21 protein-coding genes are annotated in these 19,321 nt (G+C 41.0%); 16 read left to right on the top strand and 5 right to left on the bottom strand.

All coding sequences use genetic code 11. The annotated features are described in order from the left end of the window. Window positions 1-40 precede the first annotated feature (40 nt). From PHAL_RS0113165 to PHAL_RS0113180, 4 genes are all read left to right on the top strand, one after another. Window positions 41-1,459 (top strand): MATE family efflux transporter, encoded by a 1,419-nt coding sequence (locus tag PHAL_RS0113165; RefSeq protein WP_016708886.1) that lies wholly within the window; start codon window positions 41-43, stop codon window positions 1,457-1,459. Between the two features lie 57 nt (window positions 1,460-1,516). Continuing rightward, window positions 1,517-2,716: a succinyl-diaminopimelate desuccinylase gene (gene dapE, locus PHAL_RS0113170; RefSeq protein ID WP_016708887.1), complete on the top strand. Its 1,200-nt coding sequence runs from the start codon at window positions 1,517-1,519 to the stop codon at window positions 2,714-2,716. Between the two features lie 157 nt (window positions 2,717-2,873). Next, entirely contained in the window at window positions 2,874-3,314 is a 441-nt protein-coding gene (locus PHAL_RS0113175) for a GNAT family N-acetyltransferase (RefSeq protein WP_016708888.1), read from the top strand. Window positions 3,315-3,332: 18 nt separating this feature from the next. Beyond that, window positions 3,333-3,818, top strand: coding sequence for a GNAT family N-acetyltransferase (locus PHAL_RS0113180; protein WP_016708889.1), 486 nt, complete (start codon window positions 3,333-3,335; stop codon window positions 3,816-3,818). Between the two features lie 69 nt (window positions 3,819-3,887). Here the strand turns inward: PHAL_RS0113180 and PHAL_RS0113185 are convergent, their stop codons facing one another. Then, on the bottom strand, window positions 3,888-5,606 hold the full coding sequence (locus PHAL_RS0113185) for a GNAT family N-acyltransferase (RefSeq protein WP_016708890.1): 1,719 nt from the start codon (window positions 5,604-5,606) through the stop codon (window positions 3,888-3,890). Between the two features lie 156 nt (window positions 5,607-5,762). Here PHAL_RS0113185 and PHAL_RS0113190 point away from each other — a divergent pair, with 156 nt between their 5' ends. Both PHAL_RS0113190 and PHAL_RS24660 read left to right on the top strand, forming a co-directional pair. After that, on the top strand, window positions 5,763-6,683 hold the full coding sequence (locus PHAL_RS0113190) for a 2-hydroxyacid dehydrogenase (protein WP_016708891.1): 921 nt from the start codon (window positions 5,763-5,765) through the stop codon (window positions 6,681-6,683). Between the two features lie 98 nt (window positions 6,684-6,781). Continuing rightward, window positions 6,782-6,913: a hypothetical protein gene (locus PHAL_RS24660; protein ID WP_016708892.1), complete on the top strand. Its 132-nt coding sequence runs from the start codon at window positions 6,782-6,784 to the stop codon at window positions 6,911-6,913. Between the two features lie 35 nt (window positions 6,914-6,948). On the opposite strand, the gene smrA is transcribed toward PHAL_RS24660, so the two are convergent. The 3 genes from smrA to PHAL_RS0113210 form a co-directional block, all read right to left on the bottom strand. Continuing rightward, window positions 6,949-7,527 (bottom strand): DNA endonuclease SmrA, encoded by a 579-nt coding sequence (gene smrA, locus PHAL_RS0113200; RefSeq protein WP_016708893.1) that lies wholly within the window; start codon window positions 7,525-7,527, stop codon window positions 6,949-6,951. Between the two features lie 135 nt (window positions 7,528-7,662). Then, complete coding sequence (locus PHAL_RS24590; RefSeq protein ID WP_029216148.1) at window positions 7,663-7,908, bottom strand: hypothetical protein; 246 nt, start codon at window positions 7,906-7,908, stop codon at window positions 7,663-7,665. Between the two features lie 99 nt (window positions 7,909-8,007). Further along, a complete protein-coding gene (locus PHAL_RS0113210) occupies window positions 8,008-8,454 on the bottom strand; it encodes a hypothetical protein (RefSeq protein WP_016708895.1) in 447 nt (148 codons plus the stop codon). Window positions 8,455-8,550: 96 nt separating this feature from the next. Here PHAL_RS0113210 and PHAL_RS0113215 point away from each other — a divergent pair, with 96 nt between their 5' ends. Continuing rightward, complete coding sequence (locus tag PHAL_RS0113215) at window positions 8,551-8,934, top strand: response regulator (protein ID WP_016708896.1); 384 nt, start codon at window positions 8,551-8,553, stop codon at window positions 8,932-8,934. A 65-nt stretch (window positions 8,935-8,999) separates the two neighbouring features. Here PHAL_RS0113215 and rpsT read toward each other — a convergent pair whose 3' ends face one another. Beyond that, on the bottom strand, window positions 9,000-9,260 hold the full coding sequence (gene rpsT / locus PHAL_RS0113220; RefSeq protein ID WP_016708897.1) for a 30S ribosomal protein S20: 261 nt from the start codon (window positions 9,258-9,260) through the stop codon (window positions 9,000-9,002). 295 nt (window positions 9,261-9,555) lie between these two features. Between rpsT and murJ the strand changes: the two genes are divergently transcribed. The 9 genes from murJ (at window position 9,556) to pilV (ending at window position 19,320) form a co-directional block, all read left to right on the top strand. Then, complete coding sequence (murJ, locus tag PHAL_RS0113225) at window positions 9,556-11,094, top strand: murein biosynthesis integral membrane protein MurJ (protein ID WP_036981033.1); 1,539 nt, start codon at window positions 9,556-9,558, stop codon at window positions 11,092-11,094. 109 nt (window positions 11,095-11,203) lie between these two features. Further along, a complete protein-coding gene (gene ribF / locus PHAL_RS0113230; protein ID WP_016708899.1) occupies window positions 11,204-12,130 on the top strand; it encodes a bifunctional riboflavin kinase/FAD synthetase in 927 nt (308 codons plus the stop codon). A 25-nt stretch (window positions 12,131-12,155) separates the two neighbouring features. Next, window positions 12,156-14,984 (top strand): isoleucine--tRNA ligase, encoded by a 2,829-nt coding sequence (gene ileS, locus PHAL_RS0113235; protein WP_016708900.1) that lies wholly within the window; start codon window positions 12,156-12,158, stop codon window positions 14,982-14,984. Between the two features lie 9 nt (window positions 14,985-14,993). Then, the gene (gene lspA, locus PHAL_RS0113240) at window positions 14,994-15,494 is read left to right on the top strand and encodes a signal peptidase II (RefSeq protein WP_016708901.1); all 501 of its coding nucleotides are present in this window, start codon (window positions 14,994-14,996) and stop codon (window positions 15,492-15,494) included. Then, entirely contained in the window at window positions 15,491-15,931 is a 441-nt protein-coding gene (gene fkpB, locus PHAL_RS0113245) for an FKBP-type peptidyl-prolyl cis-trans isomerase (protein WP_016708902.1), read from the top strand. The genes lspA and fkpB overlap by 4 nt, the downstream gene beginning before the upstream one ends. Further along, entirely contained in the window at window positions 15,931-16,860 is a 930-nt protein-coding gene (gene ispH, locus PHAL_RS0113250) for a 4-hydroxy-3-methylbut-2-enyl diphosphate reductase (RefSeq protein ID WP_016708903.1), read from the top strand. Before fkpB ends, ispH begins: the two co-directional genes overlap by 1 nt. Window positions 16,861-16,898: 38 nt before the next feature. Further along, window positions 16,899-17,939, top strand: a complete 1,041-nt coding sequence (locus PHAL_RS0113255) for a sensor histidine kinase (RefSeq protein ID WP_016708904.1) — start codon at window positions 16,899-16,901, stop codon at window positions 17,937-17,939. Beyond that, window positions 17,936-18,637 carry a LytR/AlgR family response regulator transcription factor gene (locus PHAL_RS0113260; RefSeq protein WP_016708905.1) on the top strand — a complete coding sequence of 234 codons (702 nt, stop codon included), beginning with the start codon at window positions 17,936-17,938 and terminating at the stop codon, window positions 18,635-18,637. The genes PHAL_RS0113255 and PHAL_RS0113260 overlap by 4 nt, the downstream gene beginning before the upstream one ends. 122 nt (window positions 18,638-18,759) lie before the next feature. Further along, entirely contained in the window at window positions 18,760-19,320 is a 561-nt protein-coding gene (gene pilV, locus PHAL_RS0113265) for a type IV pilus modification protein PilV (RefSeq protein WP_016708906.1), read from the top strand. The last annotated feature ends 1 nt before the right edge of the window (window position 19,321 follow it).

A 19,321-nucleotide genomic window follows, 5' to 3' on the forward strand; every position in this document is an offset into this window, starting at 1 on the left:
ATTTTAAGCTATAATAGGCAGCCATAGACAAAGGGGTACTATGAATCAAACTAACGCACTTTTTCTTAATGGCTCTATTAGTAAAGCGCTGTTAAAACTTGCTATTCCTATTATTCTTATTAATATATTGCAATCAGCTTATCAACTAACGGATGCATTTTGGGTCGGCCGCTTAGGTGCTGCACAAGTTGCAGCTGTGTCGGTTAGTATGCCCGTAACATTTTTAGTTATTGCTATTGGCTCCGGACTTGCGATGGCTGGGGCTATTTTATCTGCGCAATATATGGGAGCCGGCCAACAAGATAAGGTGAACCATGTCGCCGCGCAAACGGTGTTAATGGTCACGGTAACAGCGATAGTATTAGGCATACTAGGTTACTTATTATCACCTTACTTTTTACATTTATTAGGTGTTGAAGATGCGGTTTATAATGATGCTTTAAAATTTATGCATGTGTCGTTTGTAGGCGTGGTGTTTGTATTTATTTATGCCATGTTTCAGGCCTTAATGCGTGGTATTGGGCAAACTAAAGTTCCTTTGATCATTGTTACAGTAACTGTGTTGTTGAATTTTTTACTCGATCCGTTATTCATCTTCGGCTATGGCAGTTTTGAAGGCTTAGGGGTGATGGGGGCTGCACTGGCAACCTTAGTGACGCAAAGTTTAGCTGCAATTGCAGGGATTGTAATCTTTTTACGTGGCCGTCACGGAATTAAGCTTAAGTTATCAAGTTTCGCACCAGATTATAGCTATATAAAACAAGCGTTTTTTTTAGGTGCTCCGGGCTCTGTTGAGCTTTCTGCGCGGGCGTTTGGTCTTATAATTATGTCTTTCTTGGTCGCTAGTTTTGGTACTCAAACCATTGCCTCTTATGGCGTTGGCTCCAATATATTACAAATGGTAATGATCCCTGCAATGGGGCTTTCTATGGCCGTATCTACACTCGTTGGGCAAAACATGGGCGCTGGTAATCCACAACGGGCAGAGCAAATTACCAAGTTGGCGGTGCTCTGGGGGTTATGTGGGCTCTCTTTGATTGGAGTACTAGCCTATCTATTTGCACCTTACTTAGTGGCATTTTTTATCCCTGATGATCAAGCTGTGATCAATAAGGGGGCGCAATTTATTCGTATAATGTGCTTAACGTGGGGCGGTATTGGTGTGCAGCTATGTGTGGTGGCTGCATTTCGTGCATCGGGCAATATGCTCAATGCGATGTTATTAGCGCTGTTTTCTCAATGTGTGGTGCAATTTCCTGCAGCCTATATTTTGTCAAAACACACGCCACTTGGCGATCAAGGAATTTGGTACTCGTTTGCTATAACCAATGTACTGGTAGCGGTCGTCTCATATTTGTGGTTTGTTCGTGGTCGTTGGCAACAAACAAAACTCACCAAGGACGACAAAGACATAGCTAAAGTTAGCCAAGAAGCCTTTATTGAAGAAGGTAGTCATTAAGCGGTCATAATCGCAGGTTGTAATGAATATATTCTATATTAATTAGGGGTATTTATTATGACCTTCGCAGCCCATGCCCGCATCTGTTCTCAAGCAACCCAAAGTAATACCGTGGTTGAAGACTTGCAAACGCTGATCAAATTTAAGTCAGTCACACCTTTACAAGCTGGCGCTATAGATTGGCTAAGTACGCAGTTAAGTTCACTTGGTTTTAACTGTGAGCAATTTACCTTTAATAATGTAACTAACTTGATAGCTAAAGTTAGCTTTGGCGATGGACCTAGCTACGCTTTTTCAGGGCATATTGATGTTGTGCCAGCTACGCATGGAAAGTGGCGTGCAGAGCCCTTTTCCGGGGCGATTATTGATGATGCCATCTATGGCCGTGGTGCTGCCGATATGAAAGGGGGCGTTGCTGCAATGCTATCAGCTAGTCGCTCTTTGATCAGCCATGTTGCAAATAAACACGGTACTTTTTATTGGCTGATCACCTCAGATGAAGAAGGTGAAGCTGAATATGGCTCACTGTTAATCGCACAGCGCTTAGCGCAACAAAGAGTGCAATTAGATGGATGTATCATCGGTGAACCAACCAGTCATTTACAGGTGGGTGATACCATTAAAAATGGCCGCAGAGGGGCACTTTCGGCACGGTTAATTATCAACGGCAAAGCAGGGCATGTTGCTTATCCAGAAAATACCCTAAATGCTGCGCACCTCAGTGCAGAAATAGTCAAACGCTTAACTAGCATAACTTGGCAGCGTGACGAGCCAAGTTCACATACGAGTTTGCAAATCACCGGAATTAATATTGCCAACGTAGTCGATAATATGGTGCCGGCATTGTGTGAAATGACATTTAATATTCGTTATAGTCATGGCTACAAAAGTGCAGACATTAAAAATGAAATTCAATTAGTGTTAGCTGATTTACAACACTGTGTAGCTATTGAATGGCAGCGCCCCTGTGAACCATTTTATACCAGTCATCAAACCAATCATTGCTTATTAGCAAAAGTAGAGCAGGCGGTTTTTGCTGTAACGGGAAGTTACCCTGTATTAAGTACCAGTGGCGGTACATCTGATGGTCGATTTTTTGCTAATGATTACACCCAAGTGATTGAATGCGGTGTGAGAAATAACACCATTCATCAGGTCAACGAACATCTTCCAATAGATGATTTGCTGAAAATTGAGCAGATCTATACGCGTTTACTTGAGCAACTATTTATTGTTAATTTAAGAGAGATCGAATAGTCGAAAAGAATTTATCTCATGCATGCTATGTATAATTATTTGTTCAGTAAAGTATCTTATCAGTGGTGTTATTACACATTAAAGTATATTTTAGGTACTACTTTTTGCAGTGGCTTTTAATGTAAACGCCTAACCTAATTTAAGGAATACTAAATTAATGATAAGAGAGGCTAAAAAAGATGATTTAACGGCAGTATTAAAGTTATATAAAGAGCTACGTCCATCAGATCCTGAATTAGAAGGCAACTTAGCTCATCAAATATGGGCTTCAATGCTCGACGATCCACAAACTTTTTTGATAGTTGCAGATATCGCTGGTGAGCTTGTTTCAACATGTGCCCTAACTATTAATAAAAGCATCGCAAATGGCGCAAGGGCCTTTGCAATGATAGAACATGTTATCACCACGGCCCAGTTTCGTAGACAAGGATTAAGTCGTCAAGTATTAGAATACGCAATAAATACAGCGTGGGAACATAATTGCTGTAAGGTAATGTTGTTATCAGGTGAAAAACTTACTGCTGCGCATGCTTTATACGAGTCTGTTGGGTTGCAAGCAGGTATTGAGAAAGGCTTTGTAATCAAACCATCTGTATAGTTGTAAAGGTCGATTAAGATGGCAATAAAATTAATTGATAATGACTCTTGGCCTGCAGTATTAAAAATTCAAGCGCAGGCATATTTAAGTGTTGAACCCGAAAGTTTAACTGTACTGAAAAGTAAGTGGACTAGATCGCCAGAAAGTTGCTTTGTCTACCAGCAAGGTGAAAACATACTTGGTTATTTATTAGCACATGCTTGGCATAGTGAAGCACCGCCAAAATTATTCCAGCCATTACCAAATGAAATACCGGGGAGTATCTTGTTCCTTCATGACATAGCTGTCGCTGAGAGTGCTTTAGGTAAAGGTGTTGCTACTGCTATGTATCAACATTTACAGCAGCATGCGTTATTGTCTGCATATCAGCAGATCAGGCTAGTGGCTTTACAAAATTCAGCGGGGTTTTGGCGGCGGCTAGGGTTTGTAATTGTTGATCAGAAGATTAGTAATAGCTATGGAAAAGAGGCATTTTTAATGCAAAAAATGCTGTGCTGCTTGTAAGCTTAATAAGCTTTTTCGTAGCTATAAGCATTGTAAAAGTGCACAAATAACAAATGTGTTTTAATAGCTTTAATTTGACTCTTTTCCTAAATATCTCTTAGCTTTACCTTCTTTTACTTTTTCTAGATCAACCAGTACTAAGCCATCAATACAATTATTAAACTCAGGATCGACACTAAAACTTAAAAATTGTACGCCCCCAGGCTCACACAGCTCTGTATATTGTTTAAATAAAGTAGGTACTTGCGCACCTATATTGGCAAGAATATGTTTAAGTTCGACAAAGTCTTCTTTCACATCATCCCCGCTAAATAGAGTTTGGCATTGTTTTAACTGTTGCTCAGTAAGCTTGAACTCATTGTTAGGCGTTGCAATCTGTTGTTTAGCGCCATAATAATGTTGATAATAGTGTACTAGCAGTGCTTTGGCTTGTTCCGGTAGGGCGTTTGATACACTCACTGCACCGTACAAATAGCGATATTGTGGGTAGTTTTTCACAAATGCACCGATGCCATACCATAAATAATCAAGGCTTTTACGGCCCCAATATTTGGGTTGCACAAAGCTGCGGCCAAGCTCAATACCCGCTTCGAAATAGGGGGTCATTTCATCACTGTATGAAAATAAACTGTCAGTGTATAAACCTTTACGGCCATGTTTGTTGATAATTTCTTGCGCACAGGCTAATCGATAAGCGCCCACCAGTTCCAGTTGACTACTGTCCCATAATACTAAGTGTTGATAATCCATATCGTATTTGTCGATATCGCGGCGTTTGCCACTGCCCTCTCCAACGGTACGAAAAGAGATCTCTCGCAAGCGGCCTAACTCTCTAAAAATCGGGGAGCTCCCTTGATATTGGTAAAGGTAAATTTGCATTCCGTCGTGTGTAGTGCCTAATTGTTTGCATTGCTCAATGGCTTTTTTAAGCTCTTTGCGACACTCAGGGGTAGCGATAGGGGTTTGAGTTTTCAGTGGTAGAGTCTTTTTTGAAGTAAGTAAATAAAGTTGTTTACGAATGAGGTTTACTATCTCTTTGTCTTTCAGGTTTTCAATTAAATAAGACTCTGGCGGAATAGATGCGCCAATTTCAAACTCTAATGATTTTTGTCGCTGTTTAAACATTTCTTTAACCAGTAATAAACTCGCTAAAGGTTTGTAGATCATCGATGTACCATAAAATAATGGGCTATTTTTGGCTTTAATAAAAATAGGCAAAATAGCACAGTTGGCCTTTTTTGCGATCCGTAGAAAGCCGCTGTTCCATTTACAATCTTTAATACCAGTGGGACTTAACCGTGATACTTCCCCCGCAGGGAAAATTAGGATTGCTCCTTCTTCTCTGAGGTGTTGATGAATATTGCTTAATTCTTGCTTTTTACTTGTACCAGATAAATTATCCACTGGTAAAAGTAACGAATGCATGGGGGTGACGGACATTAACATACGATTTGCAACCACTTTTAAATCTTTTCGCACACCCGATAATACTTTTATTAGCGCTAACGCATCTAATGAACCAATAGGGTGGTTTGCAACAATGACAAGTTTACCTTCACTGGGAATATGCTCGATTTGTTTTGGTTTATAACGCGTGTCAAAATCGAGTTCATCAAGTACTTGTTCAACAAACTCAATTCCTTGCAGATGTGGATAAGCATCACCAAAGGCAACAAACTCTTGCTCATGAAGTAAATAACCTAGGCCTTTTTTTACTAACCCTTTTACTTTAGGTGAGTTTTCTAACTGTGGCAGGTTTGCTGCGATTACTTTATCAACACTGATCATAATTACCTCATCGTCATCTTGCGATCAATCTGTGTTCAGCATAGAAGTTTGCTATGACAGTTCTGTTGCAGTTGTGTGACTGTTTAAAGAGTCCTTAGATAAACAACCTTAGTTAAGGTTATACTAGGGAAAAGTAATCACTATTGAAGTATCTATATGCATGTTCTTGTGGCAATAACTGGGCGAGATTGCAGTAAAATTATTGCAGCTCTTGCAGCTAGGTTACCAGATATAACCATTTCACAATGGCCTAATTGTGAAAATTTAACTGAGGTTGAGTTTGTTATAGCTTGGCTTGCACCAGCACAAATGTGGTCGCAGCTACCAAACTTAAAAGTCGTCTCTTCTTTTGGCGCAGGCGTTGACAGTATCGATATGAGTTTAATCCCAGATAATGTTGTTGTAACACGCATTGTGGATGAAAACTTAGCCCAAGATATGGCTGAATATGTGCTTACCCATATTTTAGCGCATAAACTCAGGCTGAAAGAATACTCTATTAAACAGCAAAATATGTTGTGGCAGCCAAAGCGTGCTTTTAACCATCGGCATGTGGTTATTCTTGGTTTTGGTGAACTGGGGAAAAGCTGTGCAAAGCGTTTACTGGCTAATGACTTTAGCGTTAGTGCATTTTCTCAAAGCCCTAAAAATTTTCCTCTTGTAAATTGTATTCATCATCGTAATGATTTGACGAATGTGTTGCCACAAGCTGATTATTTGGTGTGTTTGTTACCGCTTACAGCACAAACGAAAGGCTTTATTAATCGTGATTTATTAGCACAATTACCGCCTCATGCGGTACTTATTAATGTTGCGCGTGGACAACATGTGGTTGCAGAAGATTTACTTTGGGCATTAGATAATCAGGTTATTCGTGCTGCAACCTTAGATGTATTCGAGCATGAGCCTTTAGCTGTTGAACACCCACTTTGGTCACACCCGGCCATTACAGTAACTCCTCATTGTGCTGCTTTATCTGATGTTAATAGTGTCACCGGGCAAATTGCTGATAATGTACAACGTCTACAAGCGGGCGATAAACTAAATAATAAGGTCGATAGAACAAAAGGTTATTAATATTGGGGAAATAACTGCTAATTACACATTGTTAACATATGTTATTTTAGTTAACCTAGGAACGTATCTTAATAATAAAAATAACGATAAGGTTTACCATGAAACAGCAGCAGGGTGGCGTAAAACTCAGTATTATAGTGATCTCTATTATTTTAATGGGGGTGTCTGCGTGGTTTAATCAAGCCAGCGCGCATGAGCAAGCCCATGCGTTGCAGCAACAAGTTGAGTAATACCATTTAACCCACCGTTTATAATTTACGCCGGGTTAGTGTTTGCAGTGACGCTCCCGGTTTTCATTCTTTTTCTCATCACTTTTCTTTATTAACGCATAGGTTGCGCCACTCCCACCATGGTGTCTTAGGGCGCTGTGAAATGCTAACACGCAGTCAATCTCCTGTAGCCATTTATTGGTATAACTTTTTAATATTCCAGGAGCCTTCTTATTTTTGAAGCCAATACCATGGCGGATCAATACCACACGGATGTTACGTGCCTGGCAATCGTTTATAAACTCAAATAAAGCGTGGCGCGCAGTTTTGAGAGCTCTGCCATGTAAATCAAGGGTTGCATCAACTTGATATTTAGCCAAGCGAAGATTTTTGAAGACGGCTTCTTGTACTCCTGCATTTTTATAACTTAACAGTGCGTCTGGAGGGAGTAACTCAACTAATTCACTGCGTAGGTAGTTGTCGTCGATAGTTAAATCTAACTCTGCGTATTTACGTTTTTCTTGTTGGGCTAAAGAAGGCTGAGCAGAGCGCTGTGTTGGTTTGATGGTATCGTGATCTAAACGGACAACATCTTCCATGGACGTTAAAAATAAATCAAGATCAGATAAAGGCATATGCTACCTCAAAGTGAGTTAATACGTTAGAAATTTTAACTTAGTTCATTAGCTAAATCACTTAAACTCAGCATAAAAAAATACCCCACAAAGTCAAACTTCGTGAGGTATTATAAATTTATCTTGGGAGAGATATTAATTTTGCGTCACGTTCAATTGCCCAAAAGTATACACTTTGAACAGATAAAACGTGTTGATCAACACTAAACTCATGTTTGAAATAACACTCGATGACATTAAATCCAAGCTAAATGATAAAAACAGTAAAACGCAGGCACTGATCGCCGCTACACGTAATATTGTTAATTGATTGATAAAAAACGCCCCTAATCCTAGGGCTAGCAGTATAAAATTTAAAAGCCAATCTAGCTCGTTTAGCATGGTTGTATCATTGTTCATGTGTTGAAAAAAGGAGCGCCATTATGGTGATAATTTGCGCACCTTTCAACCAAGTAATTTTATATTTTCAGATTAGTTTTTTTAATCCAAAATTAATTTTTTGAATGCTGCAAAAAAGCCTGCTTGTTCGATAATTCGATACTTCTGACAGGTATCAGGTTGTTTATTATTTTGGCATAAATAAAGGCTATTACGGGCTAAATCAGCTGTTGGCTGTAAGTGTGAATCAAATAACATCGTTCCATGGCCAAATAATCCCGGCCAATACACACTTTGTGTGACCAGCCCTAGTTTTTCGTAGGTTAATAGCTGGGGCTTAGGAGTGATTAAAATAATGCAGACAGCAATAGCAGCACAGATAAGGCCTGTACGACTTTTTTTGACTTCAATTGCTTCAGGTGACTTAACAGAAGCTTCTGTTGCAGGGCGTGTTGGAGCGGAGGTTTTGCGCTTGTTATTTGATGCAGTTGGTTTTTTGCGTTGTGGGGCTTTCCCTAATAAGGATTGTTTTTTTATATTGTTCGACATAAAGCAAATCTGGCCTTTTAAGCAGAGCTCTCTATAATGAGATAATTAAATAAGTATAATAACTTAAACCTAGCTCATAACCTACGGGGATCAACCATGAATACGCAGCTTTCAATTTTAATAGTGGATGATGTGGGAACAGTGCGCAGCTTTCTAAATCAAACACTCATGCACTTAGGTATTGAAAATGTTAAAGAAGCATCAACAGCTGCACAATGTATTAGTGCATGTCAGGCGGCCGATTATAATATTATTTTTTTAGATATAGAGTTGCCTGATGGTGATGGGAAAGAGATTATTGCCCAAATCAATGAAATAAACCCTGAAACTAACGTTGTGATGGTGTCGGCTCACTCAACTGTTGAGAATGTTAAAGATGCCATTGAAAAAGGTGCTAAAGGGTTTGTAGTTAAGCCATTTACACCTAAAAAAATAGCCGCCATGTTGAAAAAGTTTTACCCAGATTTAGAAGTGGTGTAGTACGCTATAGAACAGATATAAAAAAACCGGCCTAGGCCGGTTTTTTATATTCTAGCAAAAACAAATTATAGCGCTTTAATCTTAGCTGCTAAACGGCTCTTATGACGAGCTGCTTTGTTTTTGTGAATTAGACCTTTAGTTGCATAACGGTCTAAAATAGGTGTAGCAACTGCGAAAGCTTGCTGTGCAGCTTCCTTGTCGCCCGCTTCAATAGCAACAACTACTTTCTTGAAGTATGTACGCATCATTGAACGACGGCTTGCGTTATGCTGACGGTTTTTTTCGCTAGTGATAGCGCGTTTTTTTGCAGACTTGATGTTAGCCAAGGTTTGCTCCTAACAATCTTAAAATAAGCTTAATTTAAAGGCCGTGGAATATGCCTGTTTTTATCATGAATGTCAATAAAAAATTGACATAACAAGAAAAACTGCTCCTATATAACGAACATCAATTTGCCGCTTTAGCAGTTAATAACGCTATTGTAACAAAGGCGGTGAGTTCAGCCTAGTGCTTTAGAGCGATTTATAAAAAAGACTGTGGCATAATCCCCTTTATCATTGGTTTTAAAGCAGGTTTAAAGTGGCTAAAGGATTATTTCGTTCTGGTATGATTGTCAGTTGTATGACAATGATATCGCGTATTTTAGGGTTAGTACGAGATGCTGTGGTCGCCAATTTACTCGGTGCAAGTGCAGCGGCAGATGTTTTTTTATTTGCTAATCGAATTCCAAATTTTTTACGCCGCCTATTTGCTGAAGGTGCATTTGCACAAGCATTTGTGCCAGTATTGTCAGAAATCAAAGAACAGCAAGGCGACGATAAAGTTAGATTGTTTGTTGCTCAAGCAGCTGGGACATTAGGAACTATCTTACTGGTTGTTACCCTCATTGGGGTGATTGCATCGCCCGTTATAGCAGCATTGTTTGGTACAGGTTGGTTTATTGAATGGTGGCAAGGTGGACCAGACAGCGAAAAGTTTGAGTTAGCCAGCAGTTTACTTAAATTAACGTTCCCGTATTTATTTTTTGTAAGCCTTGTGGCGCTCAGTGGGGCGGTGATGAATGTTTATAATCGCTTTGCGGTGGCTGCATTCACGCCCGTTTTACTTAATATTTCGATTATAACCTGTGCCATATTCTTACATGATAAATTTTCAGTGGGTGCATACGCACTTGCTATCGGTGTATTTATCGGTGGTGTCGTGCAGCTATTGTTTCAATTACCGTTTTTGTATCGTGCAAAAATGCTCAGTAAACCTCGCTGGGCATGGCAAGATGACAATGTTAAAAAAGTGCGCAAGCTCATGTTGCCCGCATTATTTGGGGTGTCGATTAGTCAAATTAATCTGTTGCTTGATACTATGATTGCCTCATTGCTGATGACGGGGTCAATTGCCTGGTTGTATTACTCTGATCGATTAATCGAATTTCCGCTGGGTTTATTTGGTATTGGCATTGCGACGGTGATTTTGCCGGCATTATCAAAATTACACAGCAGTAAAAAAAGTAGCGATTTTCAGCACACTTTAGACTGGGGGGTGCGCTTTGTGATCTTTTTAGGGTTGCCTGCAATGGTCGGCTTAATGATCATAAGCCCGTTAATTATCTCGGTGTTATTTGATCATGGCGCATTCAAAGATGGCGATATTGACCATGTTCAGGCGGTCAGTTTTGGCGTTATGGCATATTCGGTGGGGTTAGTCAGTTTTATGCTGATCAAGGTATTAGCGCCTGGTTTTTATGCACGCCAAGACACTAAAACACCAGTACGCATAGGTATTATTACTTTGATACTCAATATGGTGTTTAACATTATGTTAGCGCCCTTTATTGGTTATTTGGGTTTAGCACTGGCAACATCAATGTCGGCCAGTTGTAATGCATATTTGTTATATCGCCAGTTAAACAAAGAGCAAGTCTATACATTTTCGCGTTTTAGTTTGCTGTTTACTGGCAAGTGTGTGGCAGCGGCTTTACTCATGGGCACTACTGTTTGGTATGTCGCAACACAATTTTTATGGCAGCAATGGCATTTTAGTGAGCAAGTTGTTTTACTTATGGGATTACTTGCCCTTGCTGGTGTAGTGTACTTTTTGGCATTATTTTTACTTGGTGTACGACTAAATACCATAAAAAACGTAATGACTGCTCAATCAGACTAAAAAAACTAACTGAAACTCGCATCTTGAGGTGGTTTGGGTATAATCGGTGGTTCTGTAACCCAAGTGAAATTTTACTCGGTACATAACGCTCATTAAGGCATTAGGTGGCATGGAGTTAATTAGAGGTATTCACAATATACGTACGCAGCATTATGGTTGCGTGTTGACCATTGGTAATTTTGATGGCGTGCATTTAGGTCATGCTGAAGTACTGAATGGGTTACTCAATGACGCTAAAAAATATAACCTACCTAGCACGGTAATGTTATTTGAGCCGCAACCGCAAGAGTTTTTTGCAAAAGACAATGCTCCAGCTCGACTAACACGACTTCGTGACAAGCTACGTTTATTAGCTAAGTTAGGTGTAGAGCGTGTTATTTGCATTAGTTTTAATCAACAATTTGCCAATATGCAGGCTGAGCAATTTGTGACAGAGATATTGATCAATAAACTTGGCGTTAAAGCATTAACGGTTGGGGACGATTTTCGTTTTGGCAAAAGGCGGCAAGGGGACTTTAGTTTGCTTGCTAAGATGGGCCAAGCGGTACAAATGGATGTAAAAAGCACTGCGAGTTTTCGACAATTAAATGCTAGAGTAAGCAGCACTTTGATCCGCCAAGCACTCGCTGACGGTCAGTTAGTGCAAGCCAAAGCAATGCTTGGCCATGACTATGCAATATCAGGGCGAGTGATCCATGGCTGGAAGCGTGGCCGAGAACTGGGTTTTCGTACTGCAAATATCGCGTTAAAGCGTCAGGTATGCCCTGTAAATGGGGTCTTTGCGGTACAAGTAACATTAAACGATAAAACAGTGTATGGGGTTGCAAATATTGGCAACAAACCCACATTTAATGGAACACGCGCATTATTAGAAGTTCATTTATTTGACTTTGCGCAAGATATTTACGGACAGTTTATGCACGTGGAGTTGATTGAAAAACTTCGCGATGAGAAAAAATTCGAGACATTAACACAATTGACGGCACAAATAGCAACTGATGTTGCTGCCGCTAAACAGTGTTTTGGTTTAAATTAGGTAGCCGATACGGAAACTAGGATTAATGAGCGACTACAAGCATACTTTGAATTTACCGGAAACAGAATTTCCAATGCGCGGCAATTTGGCACAACGTGAGCCAAAAATGCTTAAAACATGGTATGAAGACGATCTATATGGTCAAATTCGCAACGCTAAAAAAGGTAAAAAAACCTTTATTTTGCATGACGGCCCTCCGTATGCAAATGGCGATATCCATTTAGGCCATTCAGTAAATAAAATTCTAAAAGATATTATTGTTAAATCAAAAACTTTATCTGATTTTGATGCGCCGTATGTACCAGGTTGGGATTGTCATGGTCTACCAATTGAATTAATGGTAGAGAAAAAAGTAGGCAAACCTGGTGTTAAAGTAACCGCCGCTGAATTTCGTGAAAAGTGTCGTGCTTACGCTAAAAAACAAGTCGAAGGCCAAAAAGTTGATTTTAAACGCTTAGGTGTATTTGCTGATTGGGATAAGCCTTACTTAACCATGAACTTTGACTTTGAAGCGAATGCAATTCGTGTACTTGGTCGCATCATTGAAAAAGGCCATCTGCACAAAGGTGCAAAACCTGTGCATTGGTGTACTGATTGTGGTTCAGCATTAGCTGAAGCAGAAGTCGAATACCAAGATAAACAGTCACCAGCGATTGACGTACGTTTTGAATTTGTTGATCAGGCGGCTGTTGTTAGTGCGTTTGATTTAAAAGCGGATCATGAGGGTACTGGCACCGTAAGTACTGTGATCTGGACCACCACACCATGGACACTGCCTGCTAACCGCGCGGTGGCTGTGCATGCTGATTTAGAGTATGCCTTAGTACAAGTTGATGACGAAGGTGCACAGCAGCGTTTGATTTTAGGTTCAGAGCTGGTTAAAGATGCCATGGATCGTTATGGTTTTAACCACTACCATGTATTAGGTTATGTAACCGGTGCAGCACTTGAAAATTTACAAGTCGCACACCCGTTTTATGACTTCAATGTGCCAGTGATTGTTGCTGAACACGTTACGACAGACTCAGGTACTGGTATCGTGCATACAGCACCAGGGCATGGTCAAGAAGACTTTGTAGCTGGCTTACAATATGGCTTAGAAGTAGCTAACCCAGTTGGCGCAAATGGTGTGTATTTACCGGATACAGAATTGTTCGCAGGACAACACGTATTTAAAGCCAATGCCAGTGTTGTTGAGGTGCTTATTGAGCGTAATGCGCTTATGCATCATCATGCGCTAACGCATAGTTACCCACATTGTTGGCGCCATAAAACGCCAATTATCTTCCGCGCTACACCGCAATGGTTTGTCAGCATGGATCAGGCTAATTTGCGTCAAGACTCATTAAAGGAGATCAAAAACACCCAGTGGTTGCCTGAGTGGGGCGAAAGCCGCATTGCCAACATGGTTGAAGGACGCCCTGATTGGTGTATCTCACGCCAACGTACATGGGGTGTACCGATTGCTTTATTCGTTGATAAAGACACCGGTGCTTTACATCCTAATACGCAAGAACTCATTGAAAAAGCAGCTCAACTGGTTGAAAAATCAGGTATTCAAGCATGGTATGATTTAGAGCCTGCAACGCTACTTGGTGAAGCTGATGCGCAGCAATACATGAAAGTGCAAGACACTTTAGATGTATGGTTTGATTCGGGGGTGACCCATGCGTGTGTGGTTGATGCTCGTGAAGACTTAGTTGGTCCTGCTGATCTATACCTTGAAGGGTCTGATCAACACCGTGGTTGGTTTATGTCATCAATGATGACATCAGTGGCAATTAATGGCCATGCGCCTTATCGTCAAGTGTTAACCCATGGTTTCACTGTGGATGAAAACGGCCGCAAGATGTCAAAATCGTTAGGTAACGTTATTTCACCGCAAAATGTGATGAACAAACTCGGTGCTGATATCTTACGTTTATGGGTTGCGTCAACTGATTACACGGCAGAGATGACTGTATCGGATGAAATCTTCAACCGTTCAGCGGATCGCTACCGTCGTATTCGTAATACCAGTCGTTATTTATTAGCTAATCTAAGTGGTTTTGATCCTAAGACAGATCAAGTCGCTATTGACGATATGGTTGAATTGGATCGTTGGATTGTAGGACGAGCAGCGCAACTGCAAGATGAAATCTTAGCGGCTTATGAAAGCTATCAAATGCTGCAAGTAACGCAAAAGCTAATGAATTTCTGCACAGGTGAGCTGGGCTCATTCTACTTAGACGTTATTAAAGACCGTCAGTACACAGCTAAAAGTGACAGTCATGCTCGTCGTTCTTGTCAAACTGCCTTGTATCATATTGCTGAGGCGATGACGCGTTGGATGGCGCCAATTATGAGCTTTACGGCGCAGGAAATTTGGCAGGCCTTACCGGGTGAACGTGATCAGTACGTATTCACATCAGTTTGGTATGATGGCTTAAAAGCCGTAAGCGAAGGTCAGTTTAGTAATGATGACTGGTTAACTATTCTAAACGTGCGTGATGAAGTAAATCGCGTGCTTGAAGGGGCACGTAAAGAAGATGTAATTGGTGCAACACTGCAAGCCAATGTAGCGCTTTATGCTAATGCTGATCTTGCTGCGAAATTAGCCGCTCTGGGCGATGAATTACGTTTTGTATTTTTAACCTCTAAAGTGACTGTAACGGCGGTTGATGCACAGCCAGAGGGCACCCAATCTACAGAGATTGAAGGCTTGTATATTGCAGTATCAGCAACTGATGCTCAAAAGTGTGAGCGTTGTTGGCATTACTGTGATGATGTGGGCTCAAACCCTGCTCATGAAGAGATTTGTGGTCGTTGCGTGAGTAACGTTGATGGCGAAGGCGAGACGCGTCAGTTCGCATAGGAGTATTTAGTGAGCAAACTAGCCCAAAAAAGTGGTTTAGTGTGGCTATGGTTAAGTCTATTACTGTTAGTAGTAGACTTTGCTACAAAAACACTGGTTGTAAATACCATGAACTTACGTGATTCAATTGATATTTTGCCGTTTTTTAATCTTACTTACGTGCACAACTATGGAGCTGCATTTAGCTTTTTAAGTGAAGCGGGTGGTTGGCAGCGCTGGTTTTTAAGCATTATTGCAGTATCAATCAGCGTATTGTTGATTTGGTGGCTAAAACGTTTACCGGCAACGAATAAAGTGCTTTGTGGCGCTTACTCACTGGTACTGGCGGGTGCAATTGGTAATCTATATGACCGTATTAGCTATGGTTATGTTATTGATTTTCTACATGTGCACTATAACAATTGGCATTTTCCAGCATTCAATATTGCCGACAGTGCTATTTGTATTGGTGCTGCATTATTATTATTTGATGCCTTTACAGGCGAAAGCCCAAAGGAGCAAAAAGTATGAGCCAAGTGGTTATCGGTGAAAAATCAGAAGTTATTTTTCATTTTTCAATTAAGTTATCGGATGGCTCAGCAGCTGACTCTACCAAAGTACACAATAAGCCTGCTAAATTAACTATGGGTGATGGCAGTTTAACTGCTAACTTTGAAAAGTGTTTATTTGGCTTAGCACCCGGTGATAGTAAGTCATTTGAGCTTGAGCCAGAAGATGCATTTGGCCAACCAAATCCAGATAACATTTACTATGTAGAGCGCAGCAAGTTTGGCCCAGAAACACCTGCAACAATTGGTTCAATCATTGCATTTACGCAACCTGACGGCACTGAATTACCGGGCGTTGTCCGCGAAGTACAAGGTGAGTCTGTGACGATTGACTTTAATCATCCGCTTGCAGGTCAGCGCTTAACCTTTGAAGTTGATATTTTAGAGGTAAATGGCTAATGGATATTTTATTGGCAAACCCGCGTGGTTTTTGTGCGGGGGTAGACCGTGCGATCAGCATCGTTGAGCGTGCGTTAGATATCTTTGAAAAACCAATTTATGTACGCCATGAAGTGGTACATAACCGTTATGTAGTGGATGGTTTAAAAAGACGTGGTGCGGTATTCGTTGAAGAGCTAGACCAAGTACCAGACGATAGCATTGTCATCTTTAGTGCGCATGGTGTATCGCAAGCCGTGCGCAGTGAAGCAAAGCGCCGAGAGCTTAAAGTGTTTGATGCTACTTGCCCATTAGTAACTAAAGTCCATATGGAAGTCACTCGAGCTAGTCGTAAAGGCATTGAGTGCATTTTAATTGGCCATCATGGTCATCCTGAAGTGGAAGGGACTATGGGGCAATATAATAATCCTAAAGGCGGTATCTATTTAGTCGAAACCCCTGAGGATGTTGCCAAGTTAAATGTTAAAAATCCTAATAACTTATTTTATTGTAGCCAAACTACGCTATCAGTTGATGATACTGCTGACGTTATTGATGGCTTAAGAACTAAGTTTCCAGCAATTGATGGCCCACGTAAAGATGATATTTGTTATGCCACGCAAAATCGGCAAGATGCGGTACGCGATTTAGCAGATAAAGTTGATGTGCTACTTGTTGTTGGTGCTAAAAATAGCTCAAACTCAAATCGTTTACGCGAACTTGCAGATAAAATGGGCACTGTTGCTTATTTAATTGATGATGCAAGCAATGTTGAAGATCACTGGTTTGCTAACGCCCAAGCTGTTGGTGTTACTGCGGGTGCATCGGCGCCAGAAGTGCTCGTTCAACAAGTGATTAATCGCCTGAAAGAATTAGGTGGTAAACAGGTTATTGAAAACCCTGGCGAAGAAGAAAACATCGTATTTGCCGTACCTGTTGAGCTACGCTAACCTTAGCGTACAGACAGGATTTTTTTAAGGAGCGAGCAATGAGCAAGTCGGTGCAAACCCCTACTTTGCTTTTTGCAGCTCTTTTTAAAGAGCGTGGTGTACTTGCCACTTTAGTCGTTGCACAAGTTATTGCAACCATACTTGCATTTGCTCCAACAGCGGCTGATGATATTTGGATCCGCCTTGGGGTGATCAGCCTGTTTTTACACCTAACCTTTTTATCTAGCCTAACTTGGCTTTATATACTGCGAACACACCTGCTGCGTTTAAAACACGCTCTGCAAATGAGTGCGTTAATGCTTTCATTATTAATGACCACAGCTATTTTTAGTGGCTTATTAGTTGAGTTTGCAAGTGACTTTATTGTGCAGCAAAACAACTATGAGTTTATCTTAAGAAACTTATTAGTTGTGTTTTTAGTCACCGCATTATTTATCCAGTTTTTAACGATTCATTTTGAGAAAGATCAACAAACTAATGCCTTAGCACGTGCTGAGTTGGATGCTTTGCAGGCGCGTATTCGACCACACTTTTTATATAACAGCCTTAATACTGCTGCTGAACTAACACATTGCGATCCGCAAGCTGCTGAGCAAGCAATTTTAGCGCTTGCCGCCTTGTCACAAGCCGCTATGCGGGTTGGCAAAGAAACTGCACTAAGCGACGAAATTACCTTGACTCAACAATACCTTGCGCTTGAAAGATGGCGCTTTGCTGAGCGCTTACAAGTGAGCTGGCAATTACCAGAGCAGTTACCGGATGTAACCATTCCATGCTTAACACTCCAGCCACTATTAGAGAATGCCGTTTGTCATGGTGTCGAGCCGTCATTGTCTGGCGCGACGATTTACGTTGAGTTGCATGTTAGTAAACGTTCATTAGTTATTCTAGTAGAAAACCCAATCTCAGCGCAGCAGCAAAAACGCCCTGGTAATGGTATGGCCCTAGATAATATTCGCCAACGTTTAGACCTTTACTATCAAGGTCATGCTAAGCTGACAATGACAACCCGCGATGAAATTTTTCGGGTTAAGTTGGTGCTGCCTTTGACAACTAATTATACAAAAGAGTCAGTATGAAAGTACTTATAGTGGATGACGAACCGTTAGCGCGTGCGCGCCTTCAGCGTTTACTGGCTCATTACCCAGACTATCAGCAAGTAGTACAGGCCAGTAATGGCGATAGTGCTCTGCAACAAATAAAACAATATGCCCCAGACATTGTATTTCTCGATGTTGATATGCCTGCAATGAGCGGCCTAGAAGTCGCAGTACAATTGAATAAATTGCCAATTCCACCAGCAATAATATTTGTTACGGCTCATCCAGAACATGCTCTAGAGGCATTACAGCTCAGTGCTGCGGGTTATTTACTAAAGCCTGTTACAGAGCAAAACTTGGCTAAAACCATAGAGCAGCTTGGCCGGTTAACACGTGCTCATGTGCAAAAGCAGCGCCCAGTCACTATTAGTTTTCAGCTTGGGGGAGTTACACGCAGTGTGGCACTCGAAGATGTTTGTTATGTTATGGCTGAAGACAAATACACGCGTTTGATATCCACAAGCGGTGAAGCACTGATTGATCAGAGTTTAAAGCAGCTTGAACAAGCTTATCCAACACAGTTATTACGAATTCACCGTAAAATATTAGTCAATCAATCACGGTTAGTGGCATTAAAAAGAGCCGAAGATGGCAGCCACGTAGTGGTTATAAAAGACTGTAGCTGTTTATTGCCAGTAAGCAGACGAGCTTATAAAACAGTTAAAGAGCAGCTTTAAAGTTATTCATCTGTATTGTTTGAACCATTCATCAATAAATATAACCGTTCATCCTTTAGTTCCTTGTATATACACACTGCTCGCATATGCTTAGAGTCAGGTAGTTTTATATTAGGTGTGCTATGAAGTCCATCAATTATTCACCGCAACAGGGTTTTACCTTAGTCGAGGTTTTAATCGCATTTGTGATTTTAAGCTTTGGTTTACTTGGTGCGGTCGCATTACAAGCAAAAGCTAAACAGGCCAGTTTTGACTCTATGCAGCGTGCAGCGGCTGTAGCACTGGGTAATGATATGATCCAGCGAATGCGTGCTAATGACAGAGTGGGAGTGATCACTCAGTACAATGGCACATTTACCAGCAATACAGCACTTGAGCAGTCCCGAACCTGTTATACCGACACGTGTAGTTCTGCAGAAATTGCAGCCCTTGATCGCCAGCAGTGGATCCGTGCAATTCAGGCCCGCGAAAATACAGGCGCTTTGGATGATGCAACGGTTTGCATAGAAAATACGGCTGTAGCAGGCGGTGATGGTAAAGCATTTAATATTCAAGTCGTGGTTAGTTGGCAAGGCCGTCAGGAGATCACCGCCAGTGCTGATACAAAAGCAATATCGTGTGGTGAAGCAAGTAACACTCGCCGTGTAATGGTATTAAAAAGCTATATTTATTTGAGGAGCTAAT

This window comes from Pseudoalteromonas haloplanktis ATCC 14393 (genome assembly GCF_000238355.1).
GTDB classification, from domain to species: domain Bacteria; phylum Pseudomonadota; class Gammaproteobacteria; order Enterobacterales; family Alteromonadaceae; genus Pseudoalteromonas; species Pseudoalteromonas haloplanktis.